This is a genomic window from Ruegeria hyattellae, from assembly GCF_041537925.1.
Lineage (GTDB): Bacteria > Pseudomonadota > Alphaproteobacteria > Rhodobacterales > Rhodobacteraceae > Ruegeria_C.
Window position 1 is genome coordinate 93,830 of sequence record NZ_JBGOSH010000016.1, and the last position, 19,252, is coordinate 113,081.

The 19,252-nt window shown below is 59.4% G+C and carries 18 protein-coding genes; 9 read left to right on the top strand and 9 right to left on the bottom strand.

All coding sequences use genetic code 11. The annotated features are described in order from the left end of the window. Window positions 1–61: 61 nt before the first annotated feature. Complete coding sequence (locus tag AB1E33_RS25640) at window positions 62–1,726, top strand: sulfatase-like hydrolase/transferase (RefSeq protein WP_372580076.1); 1,665 nt, start codon at window positions 62–64, stop codon at window positions 1,724–1,726. 93 nt (window positions 1,727–1,819) lie between these two features. Further along, a complete protein-coding gene (locus AB1E33_RS25645) occupies window positions 1,820–2,638 on the top strand; it encodes a hypothetical protein (RefSeq protein WP_372580077.1) in 819 nt (272 codons plus the stop codon). Between the two features lie 35 nt (window positions 2,639–2,673). On the opposite strand, the gene AB1E33_RS25650 is transcribed toward AB1E33_RS25645, so the two are convergent. Further along, window positions 2,674–4,335 (bottom strand): mechanosensitive ion channel family protein, encoded by a 1,662-nt coding sequence (locus AB1E33_RS25650; protein ID WP_372580078.1) that lies wholly within the window; start codon window positions 4,333–4,335, stop codon window positions 2,674–2,676. 409 nt (window positions 4,336–4,744) lie between these two features. Between AB1E33_RS25650 and AB1E33_RS25655 the strand changes: the two genes are divergently transcribed. The 6 genes from AB1E33_RS25655 (at window position 4,745) to AB1E33_RS25680 (ending at window position 11,802) form a co-directional block, all read left to right on the top strand. Then, window positions 4,745–6,667 (top strand): DUF3604 domain-containing protein, encoded by a 1,923-nt coding sequence (locus tag AB1E33_RS25655; RefSeq protein WP_372580079.1) that lies wholly within the window; start codon window positions 4,745–4,747, stop codon window positions 6,665–6,667. Window positions 6,668–6,820: 153 nt separating this feature from the next. Continuing rightward, a complete protein-coding gene (locus AB1E33_RS25660) occupies window positions 6,821–7,651 on the top strand; it encodes a peptidylprolyl isomerase (protein WP_372580080.1) in 831 nt (276 codons plus the stop codon). Between the two features lie 155 nt (window positions 7,652–7,806). Next, a complete protein-coding gene (locus AB1E33_RS25665) occupies window positions 7,807–8,655 on the top strand; it encodes a HupE/UreJ family protein (RefSeq protein ID WP_372580081.1) in 849 nt (282 codons plus the stop codon). Between the two features lie 525 nt (window positions 8,656–9,180). Next, window positions 9,181–10,707 (top strand): caspase family protein, encoded by a 1,527-nt coding sequence (locus AB1E33_RS25670; RefSeq protein ID WP_372580082.1) that lies wholly within the window; start codon window positions 9,181–9,183, stop codon window positions 10,705–10,707. Beyond that, complete coding sequence (locus tag AB1E33_RS25675) at window positions 10,677–11,387, top strand: hypothetical protein (protein ID WP_372580083.1); 711 nt, start codon at window positions 10,677–10,679, stop codon at window positions 11,385–11,387. Before AB1E33_RS25670 ends, AB1E33_RS25675 begins: the two co-directional genes overlap by 31 nt. A 10-nt stretch (window positions 11,388–11,397) precedes the next feature. Next, a complete protein-coding gene (locus AB1E33_RS25680) occupies window positions 11,398–11,802 on the top strand; it encodes a hypothetical protein (protein WP_372580084.1) in 405 nt (134 codons plus the stop codon). 18 nt (window positions 11,803–11,820) lie between these two features. Here the strand turns inward: AB1E33_RS25680 and AB1E33_RS25685 are convergent, their stop codons facing one another. After that, window positions 11,821–12,627 carry a DUF6473 family protein gene (locus AB1E33_RS25685; RefSeq protein WP_372580085.1) on the bottom strand — a complete coding sequence of 269 codons (807 nt, stop codon included), beginning with the start codon at window positions 12,625–12,627 and terminating at the stop codon, window positions 11,821–11,823. Window positions 12,628–12,795: 168 nt separating this feature from the next. Between AB1E33_RS25685 and AB1E33_RS25690 the strand changes: the two genes are divergently transcribed. Further along, entirely contained in the window at window positions 12,796–13,671 is an 876-nt protein-coding gene (locus tag AB1E33_RS25690; RefSeq protein WP_372580086.1) for a 3-hydroxybutyryl-CoA dehydrogenase, read from the top strand. Between the two features lie 132 nt (window positions 13,672–13,803). Here the strand turns inward: AB1E33_RS25690 and AB1E33_RS25695 are convergent, their stop codons facing one another. From AB1E33_RS25695 to AB1E33_RS25725, 7 genes are read right to left on the bottom strand one after another with little or no spacing between them, the layout of a single operon-like run. Next, on the bottom strand, window positions 13,804–14,697 hold the full coding sequence (locus AB1E33_RS25695) for a lysophospholipid acyltransferase family protein (protein ID WP_372580087.1): 894 nt from the start codon (window positions 14,695–14,697) through the stop codon (window positions 13,804–13,806). A gap of 39 nt (window positions 14,698–14,736) precedes the next feature. Next, window positions 14,737–15,006 carry an HPr family phosphocarrier protein gene (locus AB1E33_RS25700; RefSeq protein WP_249710539.1) on the bottom strand — a complete coding sequence of 90 codons (270 nt, stop codon included), beginning with the start codon at window positions 15,004–15,006 and terminating at the stop codon, window positions 14,737–14,739. Between the two features lie 16 nt (window positions 15,007–15,022). Continuing rightward, window positions 15,023–15,415: a PTS sugar transporter subunit IIA gene (locus tag AB1E33_RS25705; RefSeq protein ID WP_372580088.1), complete on the bottom strand. Its 393-nt coding sequence runs from the start codon at window positions 15,413–15,415 to the stop codon at window positions 15,023–15,025. Next, complete coding sequence (gene rapZ, locus AB1E33_RS25710) at window positions 15,412–16,308, bottom strand: RNase adapter RapZ (RefSeq protein ID WP_372580089.1); 897 nt, start codon at window positions 16,306–16,308, stop codon at window positions 15,412–15,414. The genes AB1E33_RS25705 and rapZ overlap by 4 nt, the downstream gene beginning before the upstream one ends. Continuing rightward, a complete protein-coding gene (locus AB1E33_RS25715; protein ID WP_372580090.1) occupies window positions 16,293–16,775 on the bottom strand; it encodes an HPr kinase/phosphorylase in 483 nt (160 codons plus the stop codon). Before AB1E33_RS25715 ends, rapZ begins: the two co-directional genes overlap by 16 nt. Window positions 16,776–16,779: 4 nt before the next feature. Beyond that, window positions 16,780–18,480 carry a sensor histidine kinase gene (locus tag AB1E33_RS25720; RefSeq protein WP_372580091.1) on the bottom strand — a complete coding sequence of 567 codons (1,701 nt, stop codon included), beginning with the start codon at window positions 18,478–18,480 and terminating at the stop codon, window positions 16,780–16,782. Between the two features lie 38 nt (window positions 18,481–18,518). Then, window positions 18,519–19,223: a response regulator transcription factor gene (locus AB1E33_RS25725; RefSeq protein ID WP_372580092.1), complete on the bottom strand. Its 705-nt coding sequence runs from the start codon at window positions 19,221–19,223 to the stop codon at window positions 18,519–18,521. Window positions 19,224–19,252 lie beyond the last annotated feature (29 nt).

Consider the following 19,252-nt stretch of genomic DNA (forward strand, 5'->3'; position numbering starts at 1 on the left):
GCTGATCGAACACAAAACGCGCCGCCCAACACCAGAGCAAAAATCAAAAGTTAGGATCGATATGAAACGTTTGAGCGCCGCTACGGCATGCCTTTGCCTTGCCGCCAATGTCGTGATGGCGCAGGACGCGCCGATCATCCACGATGCGGAATACTACATCCTCGAAGCCCAGAACGCCGAAAAGTGGACCGCCGACAATGCTGAGGTTGATCAACGGCTTGAGGCATTCAGACAGTCGAATGGGGGCAGGCCGCCCAATATCATCAACATTCTGATTGACGATATCGGTTTCGGCGACCTGGGCATTCCTGAATTGAATGCCGTGCGTGGATATTCGACCCCCAACATCAACGCGTTTTCGGATGAGGCGATGCGAATGGTGCGCATGTATACCGAACCGTCCTGCACTCCAACGCGCGTTGCGATGATGACAGGTCGGCTGCCGGTCCGGATGGGCATGGGCGACACCACGGTAGATATAGCAGGCTTCGGACTGCCCGCCGACGAAGTCACGCTGGCCGAGGTCCTGTCCGATGCAGGGTACGCAACGGCCCATGTCGGGAAGTGGCATATGGGCGACATCCCCGAGGCATGGCCGCATAATCAAGGCTTTGACTGGGCTGGATTTCCCGTTCATCAGCAAGGACAGCTGACGATCTACAACGACGATGCCATCAAAGAGCAGGTGTCGGTCGGGATTTCGGATTTCGAAGAGCGCTATATTCTGGATGATTTCTTCAGGCCCGACCCGGCTGCAATGGTCACGGGGCTGGAAGCCGAAAAAGGCACGCTCGCACGTGAGGTCGGCATTGCCGCGGGCGAGCGATGGGACGCGTTGAAATATGACGAGATGAACCAGCGCTACCAGGATCAGACGCTGTTAAAGCTGCGCGAGCTCGCTGGTGAAGAGACGCCTTTCTTCCTCCAATACTGGCCGCTGATTCCGCTGGACAATACCCGGGCAGGTCGCGACGGGCCCGAGTCACCGAATGGTGGTCTTTATGTTGACAAGATGCAGCAGCTCGATAGCTGGCTCGGGGACATCTTTGCCGAAATGGAGGCCTTGGGCATCGCCGACAACACCATCGTTGTTGTGATGGGCGACAATGGGCATTTCACCAAGTATTCGCCGCAATCCGGTTTCACCCCGATGGTGTTTGCAGGGGGCAAGGGCGACGTATCCGAGGGCGGTATCCGGGTCGACAGTTTCATCCGCTGGCCCGGTATGATCGAGGCTGACGGGATTGTTGGCGATATTGTCCACGTCTCCGATCTTTATACGACGCTTGCCCGTTTCGCGGGTGCAGATGGCGGTATCCCTCGGGACCGGCTGGTCGATGGTGTCGATCAGTCCGCGCTGTTGTTGTTGGGTGAGACGAACGGAAGAAGAGATCACCTGATCGTCTATTCGGTGCATACACCTAGGGCGGTCATCAAGGATCAGTTGAAGCTGCGAATTCCGGGCTCAGGTGAAAGCGCGATCCTTGCGGACTTTTTTGATGTCTATCGCGACACCCATGAAAAATATCCTGTTTCGACCGAAGTTGGTGCCTGGGGTGGACAGGAGTTCGTGCGCATCCTTGGCCGCCACCTGAAACGCAAGGAAAAATACCCCGACACCGAACCGGCGCGCGGCATTCCCTACGAAGGGATTGAAAACCTGCGTCCCGAGAGTCAGGCTGCGGTTGAGGCATTCCTGCTCAAACAATCCTCCGTCAGTAAATGATCTGACCGTCGTACACCGAAACTAAGGCGAGCATCTGGCTGATCCGGGCGCGCGCACGCCGCGTAGCTGCAACAAACACTAGGAGACCAATCAATGGCCACAAGAAACTGCGCGCGATCCGCATGTATCGTTGCCGCATGCTGCCTGCTTGCGGGCGGCGCTTCCGCCCAGTCACTGCCCGCGCCGGGGCAGAGCGAAGACGGGTGGCGGCATACGCTGGGCTTCTACCTTTTCACGCCGTTGCGAACCCGCGGCACATCGACGGTCGCTGGCCGATCGGTCGATCTCGATCTCAACCTCAGAGACGTGTTGGACGTCCTCGATTTTGCGGCAGCCGGGCGATATGAGGCCTGGAACGGAGATCTCGGTTTCATTGTTGACGCCAACTATGTGGGGATCGAAGAAGACACGACGCTTCCCGGCCCGCTTGGATCTGGGGTGAATGTCGATGTCCGGCAGAAATGGTTCGGGGTCATGGCCGCATACCGCGTTGCGGACGGCACCTATGGGGCGAACAATCAACGTTACACATTCGATATCCACGGAGGCGCGCGGTACAATTCGATCCGGCAGGAGATCACAATCACAACACCCGGGCCCGGTATGCCGCCGGTGCTTGGCGGCGATCAAGACTGGATCGAACCGGTGATCGGTGGTCGCGGCATGTGGCGTCTGAACGAGCGATGGACCACCGTCGCGTCGCTGGAGCTTGGCGGGTTCGGGGCCGGAGGCAATGACCTTCAGATCGGGGCTAATGTGGGATTTGACTATCAGCCTTGGGACAGGACGGCGCTCATATTCGGCTATCGCTATTTCAGTATCGATTACAGCGACACGCTCGATACTGGCGATTTCGCCTATGATGTGACACAGCAGGGGCCCTATTTCGGACTGAAGGTATTCCTGAACTGACGCCGATCGGTTTGAATCACCGCGGCAGGATTTGGCTATCGATCGGGTGTTGCGTCAGCGTCGCCCGGATCATGGGCCAGATGTCCTTCCCACGGTTGCCGGGGAATCTTCGGCTCTTCCGGATCGGCAATGTAGGATGGCGTCATGATTTGCACATCGTTCTCGGTGAAGACCGCCATGATATTTCGATGCAAATCCGACGTAATGCGTGGGATGGATGCGCCTCGTGTCGTGTAGGCGTTGATCTGGTAATTTATCGCGTAATCCGCCAAAGCAGTCCAAAGCACGAATGGTTCGGGCCTGCTCTTGAGCCCTTTCGTGCGATGCGCGGCTTCGATCAACATCGCTTCGACTTTCTCGGGACTTTCCTCGTAGCCAATTCCCACCGTTGTATGAAGCAGCAGCCCGCTCCCGTCGATCTTCTTGGAGTAATTTATGACCTCCGAGTTCAGCAGTTGCGCATTGGGGATCGAGATGAGTTCGTTCTTGATCGATTTCAGATGCGTTTCCATCAGCTTGATCTGCACGACATCGCCGATATGCTCGCCCACTTTGATGCGGTCCCCGATGGATGTTGATCGCCTGTAGATCACAAAAAGACCGGCCAGGATGTTGCCGACCACCGAATTCGAACCCAGCGACAGCATCGCGCCGATCAGAATTGTGAGCCCCTGAAAGGCCGCGGAGTCAGAGCCAGGTATGTAGGGAAACGAAAACACCAATGCGAGCAGGATGACGACGGCACGGGCGATATTGAAGGTTGGATTGATCCAGTGAGTTTCGAAATCACCCAGATCGAATGTTCCTGCCGCAACCGCATCAAAGAACACGCGTAGCCCTTTGATCACGTAACGCGTCAAGAGAGCGATGATCGCCAAGGTTATCAGATTTGGCAGGTAACTGATGAACCCGAGCACAATATGCAAAACAGGCTCGGTGACGTAGGTCAGCAGAAGCTGCGCGATATATCGGGTTTCCGCAAAGGACAGCAAGATGAAAGAGAGGTAGTAATAGAAACCGAGGAAGAAGAGCGTCAGCAGCACGAAGTTGACGCCAAAGCGGATCAGCGACGCGATGGCATCCGCCTGAACCTGCTCGTTTGTCGCTGACTCCACATTTGCGAAATGGCGGCGTACCAGGCCTGTTATCTTGCGTTTCAGACGTTTCTTGATCCAGAGTATTGCGTAGGAAAACAGACCAAAACCCAGGGTCCAACCCAGCGCTTCCAATGCGCCGGTAACCCGTGCCTCATCCGTTCGATCACTACGATATGTCAAGATTGCCAGTTCGATAGCCTCAGCCTGCATATGCGTCAGTACCGCTACATCCATCTGCTCCAGTTCGGAATCTGCCTCGGTGACCACGGTGATCTCGCTGCCATCAGCCAGGATGAGTGTGCCCAGATCATGGTCCTTAAAGGTAATCTCGACCGTGTTCCGGTCCGACGCTTCTGCCGCATCTATGATGCGCGTCTGTACGTCGAGAACCCGTTCCGACGCTGGCAAAGCACTAGAGCCCCGCAATCGAAACAGCTCTTCTCCGTCAACGATTACCGGTGCAAAGAAATGTTCCTGCGTGTCCGCGTCTTCAGCGACGACTTCAGGCGGTCGCGCCTCTTCCTGCGCAATCGCAGTAGAGGTCAGCAAACAAAGTGCAAGCAGGAAGAAGGTTCCCGTCAGAAACCCGAGCAGTCGCATCAAATTATCCTCGTTTCAGCCGCCATACTGCGAAAGCGCAGCCCGACCATGCAATGCTCAATTTTGTTTCGCGCCATCAACGCGTTCCAATATGCGCGATAATTGCCACCCCTACCTCGGCTTTTGTGGGGCAAGGCCAGATGGTATCATGCGGATATTGAGTTTGGCTGGGCCCAATCGAGTAACGTTGACCTACGCTGGTTCCGATGACCGATCGCCTGAAAGGGTCCGGGTATTCCTCCGTGGCGGTTGTCCCTTACCATTAGGTAGGCGGGTTCAACCCTAAAAACTTTTTGGTTGGCAGTATTTTTCTCGTCAAACCACTAACTTATGGTATCAATGCAGGAGGATTTCACGAAAAAGTGAGCGCCTTGCGGCGTTTTGAGCACCGTTGATTCTGGAGGTTTTGATGCTTCGACAATCCGCAATTTTGGTCACCTTTCTGTCTTTGCCCCTGTCAGCGATTGCAGACGCCGTTCCCAGCAAGGAAGCGGCAGAGGGCACATTCGCAGGGCGGCCGTACTCACCCTATGCCAACCGGACATTTCCAGAGCGGCCGCTTTGGGGCGATTCCCATTTGCACACCGGTCTTTCGCTTGATGCTGGTGCATTCGGAAACACCCTGCTGCCTGACGAAGCGTGGCGCTTTGCGAAGGGAGAGCAGGTGATTTCGTCAACCGGACAGCCTGTCCGTTTGGCGCGGCCGCTGGATTGGATGGTGTTGACGGATCACACTGACCTGATGGGATTTGCCCCTGACCTGCAGGCGGGGAAGCCGGGCGTTCTTGCTGATCCCAAAGGTTTGGAGTGGTACGAGGGATATAAAGCCGGCGGCGCGGATGCGGCCAAAGCAGCGTTCGACATCATCACCAATTTTTCCCAGATGACCCTTCCTGAGATCTTGCTGGAGTCCTACAGCCCCGGCGCGGATGCGTTTTCGTTCACATGGGAAGAAATCGTCATGGCGGCGGAGCGTCACAACGATCCGGGAAGTTTCACCGCATTCATCGGCTTCGAATGGACGTCGGTACCCAAGGGATTCAACCTGCACCGCAATGTCATGTTGCGGGACGGTCCGATCAGGGCGCTTCAGATGGTGCCCCCGGTCACCCAGCCGCCATATGGCGATACCGACCCAAAAGCGCTATATGCCTGGCTGGAGGAATATCAGGCTAAGACAGGCGGCCGCGCCGTGGCGTTTGCCCATAACGGGAACCTGTCCAACGGCTGGATGTTCCCGACCGAGGATACTTATCACGGCGGCAAAGTGGATGAGGAATACGTTCAGAACCGCGCAAAATGGGAGCCCCATTACGAGGTCACACAGATCAAGGGTGACGGCGAGGCACATCCCTTCCTAAGCCCAGATGACGCTTTTGCCGATTATGAAAACTGGGATGTTGGCAACCTCGACATTACCGAACTCAAGACCGACGAAATGCTGGCCGGAGAGTACGCGCGCGAAGCATTGAAGCGTGGCCTGGCACTGGAAGAGAAGTTTGGCGTAAACCCCTACAAGTTCGGCATGGGCGGCGCCACAGATAGCCATACGTCCCTGGCAACCGCCGAGGAAGAGAACTATTTCGGCAAGTCCGTCAGCGCCGAACCCTCTGCGACCCGGGTGCAGCACCCCTTCGTCGAAAGTGACCTGGGCGCGTTCGAAGGCCACACACTGGTTGCCTCGGGATATACTGCGGTTTGGGCCTCCGAGAACACGCGAACGGCCATTTTCGACGCGTTCAAGCGCCGTGAAACCTACGCCACTACGGGCCCAAGGATCGGGCTCCGTTTCTTCGGTGGGTGGGACTTTGTCGAAGACGATTTGCTGACCCGTCTCGTGGCTGACGTAGGATATACGAAAGGTGTGCCGATGGGCGGTGATTTGCGCCCGCGTGAAGGTGATGGCGCGCCAACTTTCCTGATTGGCGCACTGCGCGACCCGATCGGGGCGAATCTTGATCGGGTGCAGGTTGTAAAGGGTTGGCTGGACGCGGAAGGGGCGCTTCAGGAGAAGGTCTTTAATGTCGTTTGGTCGGATGATCGGGCTCTCGAAGCCGACGGCACGCTTCCCGACGTCGGGAATACCGTTGACCTGGAAACCGCCAGTTGGAGCAACACAATCGGTGCGTCTGAATTGGTTGCGGTCTGGTCAGACCCGGAATTCGACCCTGCGGAGCGAGCGTTCTACTACGCAAGAGTTCTCGAAATCCCGTCACCGCGCTGGGTGCTCTATGACAAGGTTCGGTTCGGTGTCGATCTGCCGGAAGAGGCGCAATTGACCCATCAGGAGCGCGCCTATTCATCGCCAATCTGGTATACGCCCAGCGAGTGATTGATCCGTCGGCGAATTCATGCTTCACCGGGCGGACCTGACCGCCCGGTTACCTCTGCTCCGGTAACAGAGAGAAAATCGGAAGTCTGCGCCGATCTCTTGAGGTGTGTTACTCACTCTTACGCTCTGCCTTGAACTCAGTCGGGATCGCTCATGCGCATTCTCAAAGAACCCCTGCTTCACTTTCTGCTGGTTGGAATAGCCATCTTTGTTTGGTTCGCCCGAGTTGAACCTGAAAACCCATCGGCGGCTCCACATGAATTGATAATTGTGGACGAAGGCGATGTAGACCTGTTGATCACCCGGTTTCAGACAAGCTGGAACCGCCCGCCAAACCAGACGGAATTGCAGGCTTTGGTCGACGCGCTGATCCGTGAAGAGGTGCTTGTTCGCGAGGCGCGCAAACTTGGGTTGAACCGTGGTGATCAGGTCATTCGCGCGCGGCTCGCGCAAAAGATGGACTTTCTGACCGACGCAATCGCCTCCTCGGTTGTTCCAGAGGATGACGTTCTGACCGCCTATCTGCAAGACAACCCCCAGCAGTTCTTGTCTGCGCCTCAGTTTGCATTCGAACAGGTCTTTCTGGGCGATGCACCAAACTCTGATGAAGTTCAGAACGCACTTTCTGCACTGAATTCCGGTATCGACCGGTCAAAGGTGGGCACGCCATCGTTGCTTCCCGCGACGATGCCCCTGTCCGCAGGTCGCACTGTCGACGCCACTTTCGGTCGTGGTTTCTCGGGGGTCATTGCACCGATGCATCCCGGTATCTGGACAGGCCCAGTCCCTTCGGGGTACGGGCAACACCTTGTTCGGATTACCGAAACGCGGCCAGCACAGCTGCCGCCACTGGAAGGCATCCGCGAGAACGTCGTGCAACAGTGGCGCCGCAAAGTCAGCGTGGAACTGTCGCAAGCGCAATACGAGAAACTGGCAGGGCAATACCAGATCACCATGCCCGACCTAGGAGCGATGGCCCAATGAGGTCGGCCTGGTTTTTCTTGCTGTCCATGTGTCTGGCCTTTGCGGCAAATGCCGGACATGCCCATGCCCTGGATCCGGGGTATCTCGACATAAGACAGTTGACGGCTGAAAGCTGGCAAGTGCTCTGGCGCACGCCGGACGTGAACGGCCGAGCCATGGAGATCGAGGCCGTATTGCCCGAGCACTGCTCACCTGCACGCGGCCCGGATCCGACATCTGATGGCGCCGCCTGGTTGTCAGTCTGGGTCGCGGAATGCGATTCAGGACTTGCCGGCCACCCGATCACCGTCAAAGGGCTCGAAGCGCAGAGAAATGACGTCCTGCTGCGTCTGCAACCCCTCGATGGTGAGCCAACGACCTTGCGTTTCACACCTCAAACGCCGGTTCTGACTGTCCCAATAGCACCAACAATCTGGTCGGTCTTCGCCAGCTATTTTCGCCTTGGATTCGAACATATCCTGGAAGGTTGGGATCATCTTCTTTTTGTCTTTGCCCTGTTCGTTCTGGTTCGCGACCCCTGGCGTCTTGTCGGCGCGATTACCGCGTTCACGGTGGCGCACTCGATCACATTGGCTTTGGCGACACTTGGGGTCTTGCGCGTTCCCGGGCAACCGGTCGAGGCGGTGATCGCTCTTTCCATCGTCTTTCTTGCGCTGGAAATACTCAAACAGAGGGACGGGCAGATGAGGCTGTCCGAACAATTCCCGTGGATCGTCTGCTTTTGCTTCGGTCTGTTGCATGGGCTCGGATTTGCGGGGGCATTGTCGGAAATCGGGCTGCCACCGACGGAAATCCCGGCTGCACTAATCGCCTTCAATATTGGCGTTGAGGCAGGGCAACTCACGTTCATCGCAGCGCTCTTTGCTTTGTTTTTGCTTGGGCGGAGTTCCAGACACCTCACCACGCCGACTGTCAAATCGATTGCGAAATCAGCAACCGGCTACAGCATCGGATGCCTGGCAACCTACTGGCTTGTAGAACGGGTAAGTGGTTTCGCACTATGACATCGGAATTCCTCGCTCTTCGGAGGATCAGCAAAGATCGGCCACGCGCCACTTGCTGATAGACCCTAGTTCATTAAAAACCCTTAGACCTACTCAGCGATTGACCGGGGTGCGCAATCGAAACGAGCAATCGGAGCGGCATCAAATCCTGACAGGTCCACTGCTCGCTTGGAACGAAGTGGACTTGCCGCTGGCGCACAAGACCGCCCTGATGTTGCTGACGATGGTTGTCGTCGCCTCGCTGATCGGGGTTTAGGGCCTGGGCGAGAACGTGCCTGAGACGCTGCAATAACTCGCCGCAGGACAGGCAATTCTGGCAGGCCTTGCGATCCTGCTCTGCGCGCTCATTCTCGACCGGATCATAGCGGGCAGGAAATAGCATCTTACCCGGCGCGCACGCCTGTTGCGCCGGATGAATCCGTTCTGATCAATTCAACTGTACTTCCCTCACCAGTGCGGTAACGTCACCGCATGAGGTCGAGATCTCGTCAATTCCCACTCTTATGGCTCTGTCTGAGCCTTGTTTTGCTGACCACGGCCAACTTCGCACAGGCCGCAAAGCGGGTAGCTCTGCTGATCGGTAACTCCGCCTATGCCACGCCCGAGATGAGCCTGCGCAACCCGGCGAACGATGTCGACGCCTTGGGCCAAGTCTTGAGGGATCTGGGATTTGTCGTGGCAAAAACAACCGATCAGGATGCCGCGGGCATGGAAACCGCCCTAAAGGCCTTTGGTGCAGCGGCGCAGGGTGCCGAGATGGCGGTGTTCTTCTATGCCGGTCACGGGGTGCAGATCGGCGGTGAGAACCATCTGATCGGAACCGAATTCTCAGGCAGCGATGTCGCCGCCCTTCGGAAAAGCTCGATCACCATGGCGCGAGTGCGCGACACAATCTCGCGCGCGGGGCCAGAGATCGGGATCGTGCTGCTGGATGCCTGCCGCAACAACCCGTTTGCTGAACGCGGGTTAGTGGAACAGGGGCTGGTTCGGGCCAAGGGCGGCGCGGGCCTTCTGATCGCTTATGCCACCGATCCCGGCAACGTGGCCTATGACGGCACCGGCGAGAACAGCGTTTTCACCAGCGGACTGCTTGATCATATCGCAACGCCCGGACTCGATACCCGGCTGATGCTGGGGCGGGTACGACAGCAGGTGGTGATGCAGACCGACGGGCGGCAGGTGCCCTGGGTCGAAGAGGCGGTGCTGAGCGAGCATGCTTTTGCCCCCGCCCTACCTGATGACACGCCCGATGACGCCACTGCCAGCGAGCTGGCCCGCTGGCGCAGCATCGCCTCTTCAGACGATTCGCGTGATTTCGACGCCTATCTGCGCGACTATCCCAACGGGTTATTCAGTAGCATCGCTCAGGAAAGGACGCGAATGCTCTCGACAAAGGCAACCTCCGCGCCCGCGGCCCCTTCTCAACCGCTGTTCGCTTCGGCTGATCCAGGGCGAATGGCCGCCGCGCTGACCGCACTTGGACTGTTCGATGCCGGGCGGGCGCGCGCGGTCCCTCCCGATCTGGCCTCGGCGCTGGAGGGCTATCGCAGGCACCTCTCTGACGGGGACGACATCAGCACCGAAGCGCTTTATCGCGATGCGGCGCAGGTCTCGATGTTTCTGGCGGCCACGACGCTGCAACGTCTGCGCACCGATCTGGTGGCGCTGCGCAGTGTCGAGCGCACGCTCGCCATCGCCGAGGTCGCGCTTGAGCAAATCGCAGAAATCGCAGAGACCAATGCCGACGCGCTGCCGGTGCTGCGGCAGGCCCATAACGATGTCTATGACATCCACCGGTCACGCGGCATCATCCTGCGGCGGTTGGACGAAAGTCGCAGCTATTATGACGAGGTCCTGAACCGTTCGGTCCTGTTCTTTCCGCCCGACGCCACCATTGCCTGGGTGGGTGGCGACGACCGGTTCCGGGACTTGCAACAGACCGGACACCACCTGAACGAAGACGCCGCGTTATTTCTGGCCCATGTCGCTCAGGCAGATGACAGCAAGAAAGGAAGCTACCAATGGCTGGCAGACCTGTTACCCCAAGAGTGATCGCGACAATGCTGGCAACGGCGCTGGCCCTGTCGGCCTGCAGCGACGGCGGGAACGACACGCGATCCACCACACTAACGGCGGTGCAGACCGGTGACAGTCAGGCCGAAGAGCAACTTGCCGAGCAGGCTGCGGCGCTGCAGAAGACGGTATTGCAAGGTGCCGTGGCCGGTGGAGCGACCGGCGGTTTGATCGGATTAGGCCTTGGCGGCAGCGATGATGTGGGCACTGGGATCTCGATCGGGCTGGGTGCGGGTGCCGCGGCGGGAACCTATGTGGCCTTCGTCCAACGAAAATATATCGGGCGTGAATCGCGGCTACGGCAGATCAAGAAGGATCTGGATGCCAATGCTGTCGAAATGCAGACCACGATCAACGTGATGAACCAGGTGCTAGCGGCGCAAAAGGCCGAACTGGATGCGCTCAAGGCGCAATCGGCAGCCGGGCAAATCTCGGGCACGCAGATGCAGCAGGAAATCACCGAGGCCAACAGCAACCTGGCGCAGATGCAGATCGCCGTTGACGGCGCGACCAAGCGGCAGGGCGAGTTCACCGAAGCGCGCAGCCTGACCGTCAAACGCGGGCAAAGCGCCTCGCCCATCGACGGCGATCTGGCCGCTTTGCAGAACCAGATCGGGCAGATGCGCGCGATCGCCAATGACCTGGCCACTGCGATCTGAGGAGGATGCCATGAGGGCCCTGTTTCCCCTGACCCTGCTCGCATTTGCGGGGTGTCAAACCACAACCGACCCGGCCGAAGGCGGGTTTTTCAACGGCGTCTCGGGCATTGCGACCGGAGCCTATGACGACCGCATCGACGCTGCCGAAGCGGATGTGGCCAGCGCGCAGACGCGCAATGATGCGCTTGCGGCACAGATCCGGGGGCGGGAATCTGAGCTGGCGCAGCTGAAGCTGAAGATCCTGCAACAGCGCGACGGACTGGGCGGGACGGACCCAGCCACCGCGCAGCGCATCGACCGGGTTCTGAATTCCAACCCGACCGGGTCCACCGATGCCGAGAAACTGGCCTCCTTGCAACGCAGCATTGCCGACGCGAAGGCGCTGAGCGCCGATCTGGCGCGGCTTTCGGGCTAAGCCGCCGGGCGGCGTCGCTCAGTCCAGATCGCGGATGCTGCGGGCCAGCCTGTCGGCGATGACCTGATGCGCGGCAGGCCCCAGCATGTGTTCAGCCGCTGGCTGCTGCAGCGTGCCGAAAATCATGTCGCCCAATTCCATCGATTGCCCCGCCGGATGAACGGGAATGTCGAGAGTCGCCTGCGCCTGCGGTGCGATCCGGGACAGCATTCTGGCACTGACAGGGGCCGGATCGCCGATCAAGTTTTCGGTCTCTATCTGCAGCCGCAACAGAACCACGTTTGTGTCCAAGACCGCGATCAGGTGTTGCATACGGTCAAGCCAGACGCGCTCCAACTCGGTCTGCACGGTTTCGAACCGTTCGGCATCCGCTGCTTGCAGATGGCGCATCAGGTGTCCGGTGAAGTGGATCTCGGTAAAATCCACATCGGGAAACAACGCCTGCAGCCCGTCCGAGGCCCGTAAAAACCGGTCGTTGCGGCGCGGATGCACGCGGTAGAAACGGTTCGAAAGCTGGTGCAGGGCGGACAGTTGCAGCACGCAAAGTTCAGCCCCTTTGGCGATGCTGATCAGATCGGGATCGCCAAGCCAGGCATCGAGCCCGCAATTCACGCCCCCCAAATTGACCGTCTTACGTCTCAGCCGCCGTTCCAGAAGCTCGCAATAGGGGGTTGGCACGAATCGGCCAAAGGTCTCCGTTCCGCCGAGACAAGCCAGATAGCGCGCGTCCAACGCGCGCCTTGGCCCGCGCACTGGCAGTTTTGAATTTCCATAAAAACACGTCACGTCTTCCGGCGACGGCGCGCCCGGAGCCTGATAGCTCATATCACCCACCTAATTGTTTCGTCTTCACCCGATAGCCACTGTGCAGTCACACAAGTTGCGATTCGGCTAATGCGCCAATTTGCGGCAAATCCTCATGGTCCCGCCCTCTTCCGCCCAGGCAGCAATGCCGATATGGTCCGGGCGAGAGTCGGGCGAAAGGCGGACGGCATGAGCATCAGCAAGGTTGGAGTGATCGGCGCGGGTCAGATGGGTAACGGCATCGCCCATGTACTGTCATTGGCCGATTACGAAGTCATCCTGTCCGATGTCAGCCAGGAGGCGCTGGACGGCGCGCGCGCGCTGATCGAGGCGAACATGGAGCGACAGGTGTCGCGCGGCAAGATCACCGAAGGTGACATGCAGTCGGCGCTAGGGCGTATCCACACCACGCTGAGCCTGCCCGAGATCGGCGCGACCGATCTGGTGATCGAGGCCGCAACCGAGCGCGAGACGATCAAACAGGCGATTTTCGAGGATCTGCAACCACATTTGTTGCCGCACACGATACTGACCTCGAACACCTCGTCCATTTCGATCACCCGGCTGGCCAGCGGCACCGACCGGCCCGAGCGGTTCATGGGGTTCCACTTCATGAACCCGGTTCCGATCATGCAACTGGTCGAACTGATCCGCGGGATTGCCACCGATGAGCCGACGTTCAAGGCCTGCAAAGAAGTCGTCGACCGGCTGGGCAAGACCGCCGCCAGCGCCGAGGATTTTCCCGCTTTCATCGTCAACCGCATCCTGATGCCAATGATCAACGAGGCGGTCTATACGCTGTATGAGGGCGTGGGCTCGGTTCAGTCGATCGACCAGTCGATGAAATTGGGTGCCAATCACCCGATGGGGCCGCTGGAACTGGCGGATTTCATCGGTCTTGATACCTGTCTGGCTATAATGAACGTGTTGCATGACGGGCTGGCCGATACCAAGTACCGCCCCTGCCCACTGCTGACAAAATATGTCGAGGCCGGGTGGCTGGGGCGCAAGACGCAGCGCGGATTCTACGACTATCGCGGCGAAACCCCGGTGCCGACACGTTAAGCAAGGGGCCAGCCCTTTCTTGACTTGTGGCTCGTTGCCGGGGGTCCGCCCGTTCGCGATTGAAATCGTCCACTGGACGGTTTCCGAGCCTCCGTGCACCCACAGGATATTATCAGCCAGATGAAGGGCGGATCAGTTTTGCTTGCCCAGGGCCAGAGTATGGTCGCGCAGCCAGGACATGAACTGGCGCGGGTTCTCTTCCAGCAGCTGCATTTGTTCGTCGCTGAGCGGCTCGCCGATCACCGGCGCCTGCGGTTTGTTGCAGGAACGCACGATCTCGCTCAGCAACAGGCCCTGCCGCAGGATCGGCGAAAGGCGGTTGGCGATCTGATACCAGCGCGAGTTTGAGCCGGGGAAGTAGATCGGCACGACACGCGCGCCCGAGCGACGGATCATCTTGGCGGTGAAGACACTCCACTCGCGTTCAATCGGGGGGCCAAACCACGTGTCAGAGGACATCACGACACCAGAGGGGAACAGCGCCACCGCGCCGCCTTCTTTCAGATGCGCCATCGCTTTACCGCGCATCTCCATCATCTTGGTCTGCGCTTCGGGGTCGTGCGGGAAGGGCACCGGGATCATGAACGAAGTCGCCGCCTCGTCTAGGCCAGTCAGGACCGAGCGGGTCAGAATGCGATAGTCCAGCCGCACGCGCCCGATCAGGTCGGCAAAGATCATGCCATCGACCATGCCATGCGGATGGTTGGCCACCACGACGACCGGTCCTTCTGTGGGTATGCGCGCGATCTGCTCAGAGGGAGTCTGCAACTCGATCCCCATGATGTTCAGCGCGCCGCGCCAGAATTTCTGACCCCGATAATACTCGTTCTGCTTTTCGAACTTGTTGACCATGCGCAGGATGGTGATCTTTCCGGTCACCCACTCGATGGCCCGGATCGCAGTCGAAGTCCAGCGGTCGTCAAAGGAATTGGCATAAGTCAGCGTGCGGCGGTCATAGACCTCGCCCTGGGAGGTCTCTGCCTCCGGCAACACACCTGTCTTATCGTTATGCGCGGTGTCGGCCACGTTCTGGTCTTCCTGTCCTATGCGCCATCGCGGCGGCGCTCAGAACCCTTCTCCGAACTTGTCGGCCACAAGAGCCTCGAGCGCATCTGCCAACGCCTCGGCATCGGGGCCGGACGTTTCAACGTCAATAGTGGTTCCGCGCGACGCTGCCAACATCAAAAGACCCATGATGCTGTCACCGGCGGCGGAAAGCCCGTCGCGCGAGACCTCTGCGGTGGCATCAAACCCTTCTACCACCTCCACGAGCTTGGCAGAAGCCCGCGCGTGCAGGCCCTTTTCGTTCACGATCTTAAGGTTGCGTTGAATCATTCGGTCCCATTTGTCTTCAATCCAGCGTCACGTTCTGCGCGTTAATATACTTGCGCCCGGCCTCAAGCGCGCCCCGCACCGCGTCGGCAATCGGCAAATGGCGGCTCTTTGCCAGTTTGATCAGCATGGGGAGATTCGCGCCATACAGAATGCGCCTATTGGCAGGGGCGCAGGCGCGCAGGCTCAGGTTGGAGGGCGATCCGCCAAAAAGATCGGTCACCACGGCAACGCCATCCCCGGTATCCACGGAATCGGCGGCGGCGCAAATCTCGTTCTGCTTTTCGTCGCGGTCGTGATCGGCCTCGATCGCCACGGCGACCAACCCCGGCTGTTTACCGACCACATGCTGGGTCGCGGCCAGGTATTCCCCGGCAAGCCCCCCATGCGCCACGATCACGATCCCGATCAATCCTGCTGCCTCTCACCCGCTATGCGGCGTTCCAGTTCGCGATGCCTTATTGACACTTGCTGGCCTTGCTCTGCAAGGACCTTTGCCATGGCTTCGGCCAAGGTAACCGAACGGTGTTGCCCTCCGGTACACCCAAATGCAACCGAGAGGTGTGTCTTGCCCTCATCGCGATAGGCGGGTAGCAGGAACAGCAGCAAATCATGAACCTGGTCGAAGAACGGATCAAAGCGCGGGTCCTGTGCCACATAGTCGGCTACCGACTGATCGCGGCCATCCTGGCTTCGCAAATCAGGGTCCCAATGCGGGTTGGCAAGAAACCGGCAATCGAACACCATGTCCACCCCGCGCGGCAGCCCGCGCTTGTAGGAGAACGACTCGACCGAAACCGCCAGTTCCCGCCCCTCACCCTTGGCAAACCAGCGTTCGACCTCGTCGCGCATCTGATGCACGTTAAGCGCGGTGGTGTCGATCAGGGTATCAGCGATGTCGCGGATCGGTCGCAGCAGCTCGGTTTCGCGGCGCACACCGGCCAGCGGGCTGGCCCCGCGGGACATCGGATGCCTGCGACGCGTTTCAGAGAACCGGCGCAGCAGCACCTCTTCGCTACAGTCGAGATAGAGCGTGGTGAGGTCCAGCCCCTCGGTCCGTGACAGTTTCGCGACCATATCCAGAAAGCCATGCGTCGAAAAATCACGGTTGCGTGGGTCAAGGCCCAGCGCCATGGGTCGGTCGCTGGCCGGGCTGTCGAGCAGCCGGTTCAGAAACCGCATCGGCAGGTTGTCAATCGCCTCATAACCCAGATCCTCGAGCACTTTTATGGCGCTGCCGCGCCCAGCGCCGGATGGGCCGGTGACCAGCACGATCCGCTGCTTTCCGTTCATCTGTTCGGCCATTCCGGCGGCACCCGCCCCGCTTTGAGTAGTTGTACTAACGCTGCCGCAAGATTTGGGGCATTTGGCGCGCCAAGCAAGGGCAATCGGCAACCCAGCAGCACTGTTTCGGCCTGTGAGGGCATCCGGGCCGCTTCGGTACAATCGAGATCGAGGATGTAGCTGAGTGGCATGGACGCGGACGGCAAGGCGCGCAGCAGACCAATCCCGCGCGCCTCGATCAATCCGGCAATTGGGTCGGGGGCTGAGGCCAGAACTTGTGCCCGATCACGGGTCAGGTCGACGCGATCATCGGCCACCAGGGTGGCGCCAAGCGCCATCATCTCAAGCGCCAGTGCCGATTTGCCGCTGCCCGATCGCCCGACGATCAGCAGCGCGCCGCCACCCATGGCGACGCAACTGCCGTGGATGTTCGCTTGGGTTGCCTCGGCAAAAGGGGCAAGCGCGCTTGGGCCGGTCGGATCAGACACCGGATCAGACCGGCAGGCCCACGACAAACCGTGCGCCCAGAGGCTCGGAAGTGATGTCGGCCTCGGTCGGACGGATGTTCTCGGCCCAGATCACACCGCCATGCGCCTCGACAATCTGTTTCGAGATCGCCAGCCCAAGACCCGAATTGTTGCCGAAATGCTCTTCGGGGCGTTGCGAATAGAACCGCTTGAAGATCTTGCTGAGTGCCTCGTCGGGGATGCCCGGCCCGGTATCCTCAACCACGATCAGCACGCGGTTCGATCTGTGCCGGGCCCAGACCCGGATCGCGTCACCCTCGTCGCAAAAAGAAATGGCATTGGTGATCAGGTTCACAAAAACCTGCGCCAGCCGCGCCTCAAGCCCCAAAACAAAGATCGGCTCCGACGGCATGTCGACGATGTAATCGACACCCTTGGTGCGCGCCTCTTCACCTAGATGCCGGTTCAGGTTGCCCAGCATGGTCATCAAGTCAAAGGCCTGCTCTTCTTCCTTGACCAGTTCGGCATCCAACCGCGAGGCGTTGGAAATATCGCTGACAAGGCGGTCCAGTCTACGGACGTCATGTTCGATCACATTGAGCAGTTTGGCGCGCTGATCATCACGCTTAATCATGCGCATGGTACCCACCGCCGATTGCAGACTGGCCAGCGGGTTCTTGATCTCATGCGCAACATCCGCCGCGAACTGCTCGTTGCTGTCGATACGGCTGTAGAGAGCGCCAACCATGCCGCGCAACGCACCGCTGAGGCGCCCGATCTCGTCCGGACGCGCGGTCAGATCGGGAATGCGGATGCGTCCGGGGTTGATCTTGCGCGTATCCCGGTCGCGGCCCAGCTCTGCCGCTGCGGCCAGATCGGCAAGCGGGTTCGCGATGGTCGAGGCCAGCACAAGGCTGAGCCCGATCGAGACCAGCAAGGCCACCAAGAACATCTGCAGCACGCGTTCGCGTTCCTGTCGTGCCAGCGCATCAATCTCGCCCGCAGGGCTGAGCATTACCACAAGACCTACAGGTGTCGTGCCTTGCAGAACCGGTGTTGCGGCGGCAACCACCGTCCCGCCCTGCGCATCGATCAATGTGTCGACGCGGGTGCCCTGTGACAGCGCCGCAGGCAATAGCCTGCGCAATTGTCGCTCAACATCGGGGGCGACCACTTTGGGCGCCTGCGCAAATACCGACGAGACCATGCCCCAAACCGCCGCCAGCGTATCGCTGATCACCGTTTGACCCTGTTGTTTCGCTTGCGCCTCGGGCGACAGTTCAACCGCCTTGGCCCGGCCCACCAGACGTTCGGTGGCGTCATAGACCAGCACCTCGACCCCCGGTCGCAAACTGAGCCCGGCCAGAGTATCCTCGACATTGACCCCGCCTCGGTTGGCCAGATTGACTGCGAATCCCTCGGGCAGCTGCACCTCGAACACATCGGCGACAAGCTGCGCCTCGCCAACCAGCGCGCTGGCGCGCTGCTGGACCAGCCCGTGCCGCGAGTCGTTGAGATACAGAATACCGGCGACCAAAATGATCAGCGCCAGCAGGTTAAAGGTGATGATCTTGCGCGTCAGCGGCGAGCTGCGCAGAGCAAACAGACTGCGGCGCGATCGTTTGACGCGCAGTTCCTGCGACACGTCATCATTGGGGGTGACCCAGTCATCCCCAAGCACAACGTCGCCACGGAGTTTCGTCTCAGGCGCACCTGAATCGCCCACGATGCCCCCCAGTCTTGGGACCCGAACCGTCAAGACGGTCATTCTTCGTTATATCTGTACCCGATGCCGTAGAGCGTCTCAATCGCGGTAAAGTCATTATCCGCCGTGCGCATCTTCTTGCGCAGTCGCTTGATATGGCTGTCGATGGTTCTGTCATCCACATAAACCTGATCGTCATAAGCCACGTCCATCAACTGATCGCGGCTTTTCACGAAGCCGGGCCGTTGCGCCAGCGCCTGCAGCAGCAGGAACTCGGTAACTGTCAGCGACACGTCCTTGCCCTTCCAGGTGACCGCGTGGCGCAGCGGGTCCATCCGCAGCTGACCTCGCTCCATCACCTTGGCCTCGACCGGGGTTTCGCCCGCCTCGTCACCCGCGATGGCATCTTGACGGCGCAGCAGCGCACGGATGCGTTCGACCAGCAGTCGCTGCGAAAACGGTTTTTTTACATAATCGTCCGCGCCCATACGCAGGCCCAGAACCTCGTCGATCTCGTCATCCTTCGATGTCAGAAAGATCACCGGCATCTGCGACTTCTGACGCAGGCGTTGCAACAGGTCCATCCCGTCCATCCGCGGCATCTTGATGTCAAGCACGGCCATATCCGGCAGCTTCTTGTTGAACGCATCAAGCGCGGCCTGACCGTCATTGTAGGTTTCGACCTCGAACCCTTCCGCCTCAAGGGTCATGGACACCGAGGTCAGGATGTTTCGGTCGTCATCTACGAGCGCAATTTTCGACATGCTTTTATCCCTACTCTGCTCTGCATTGC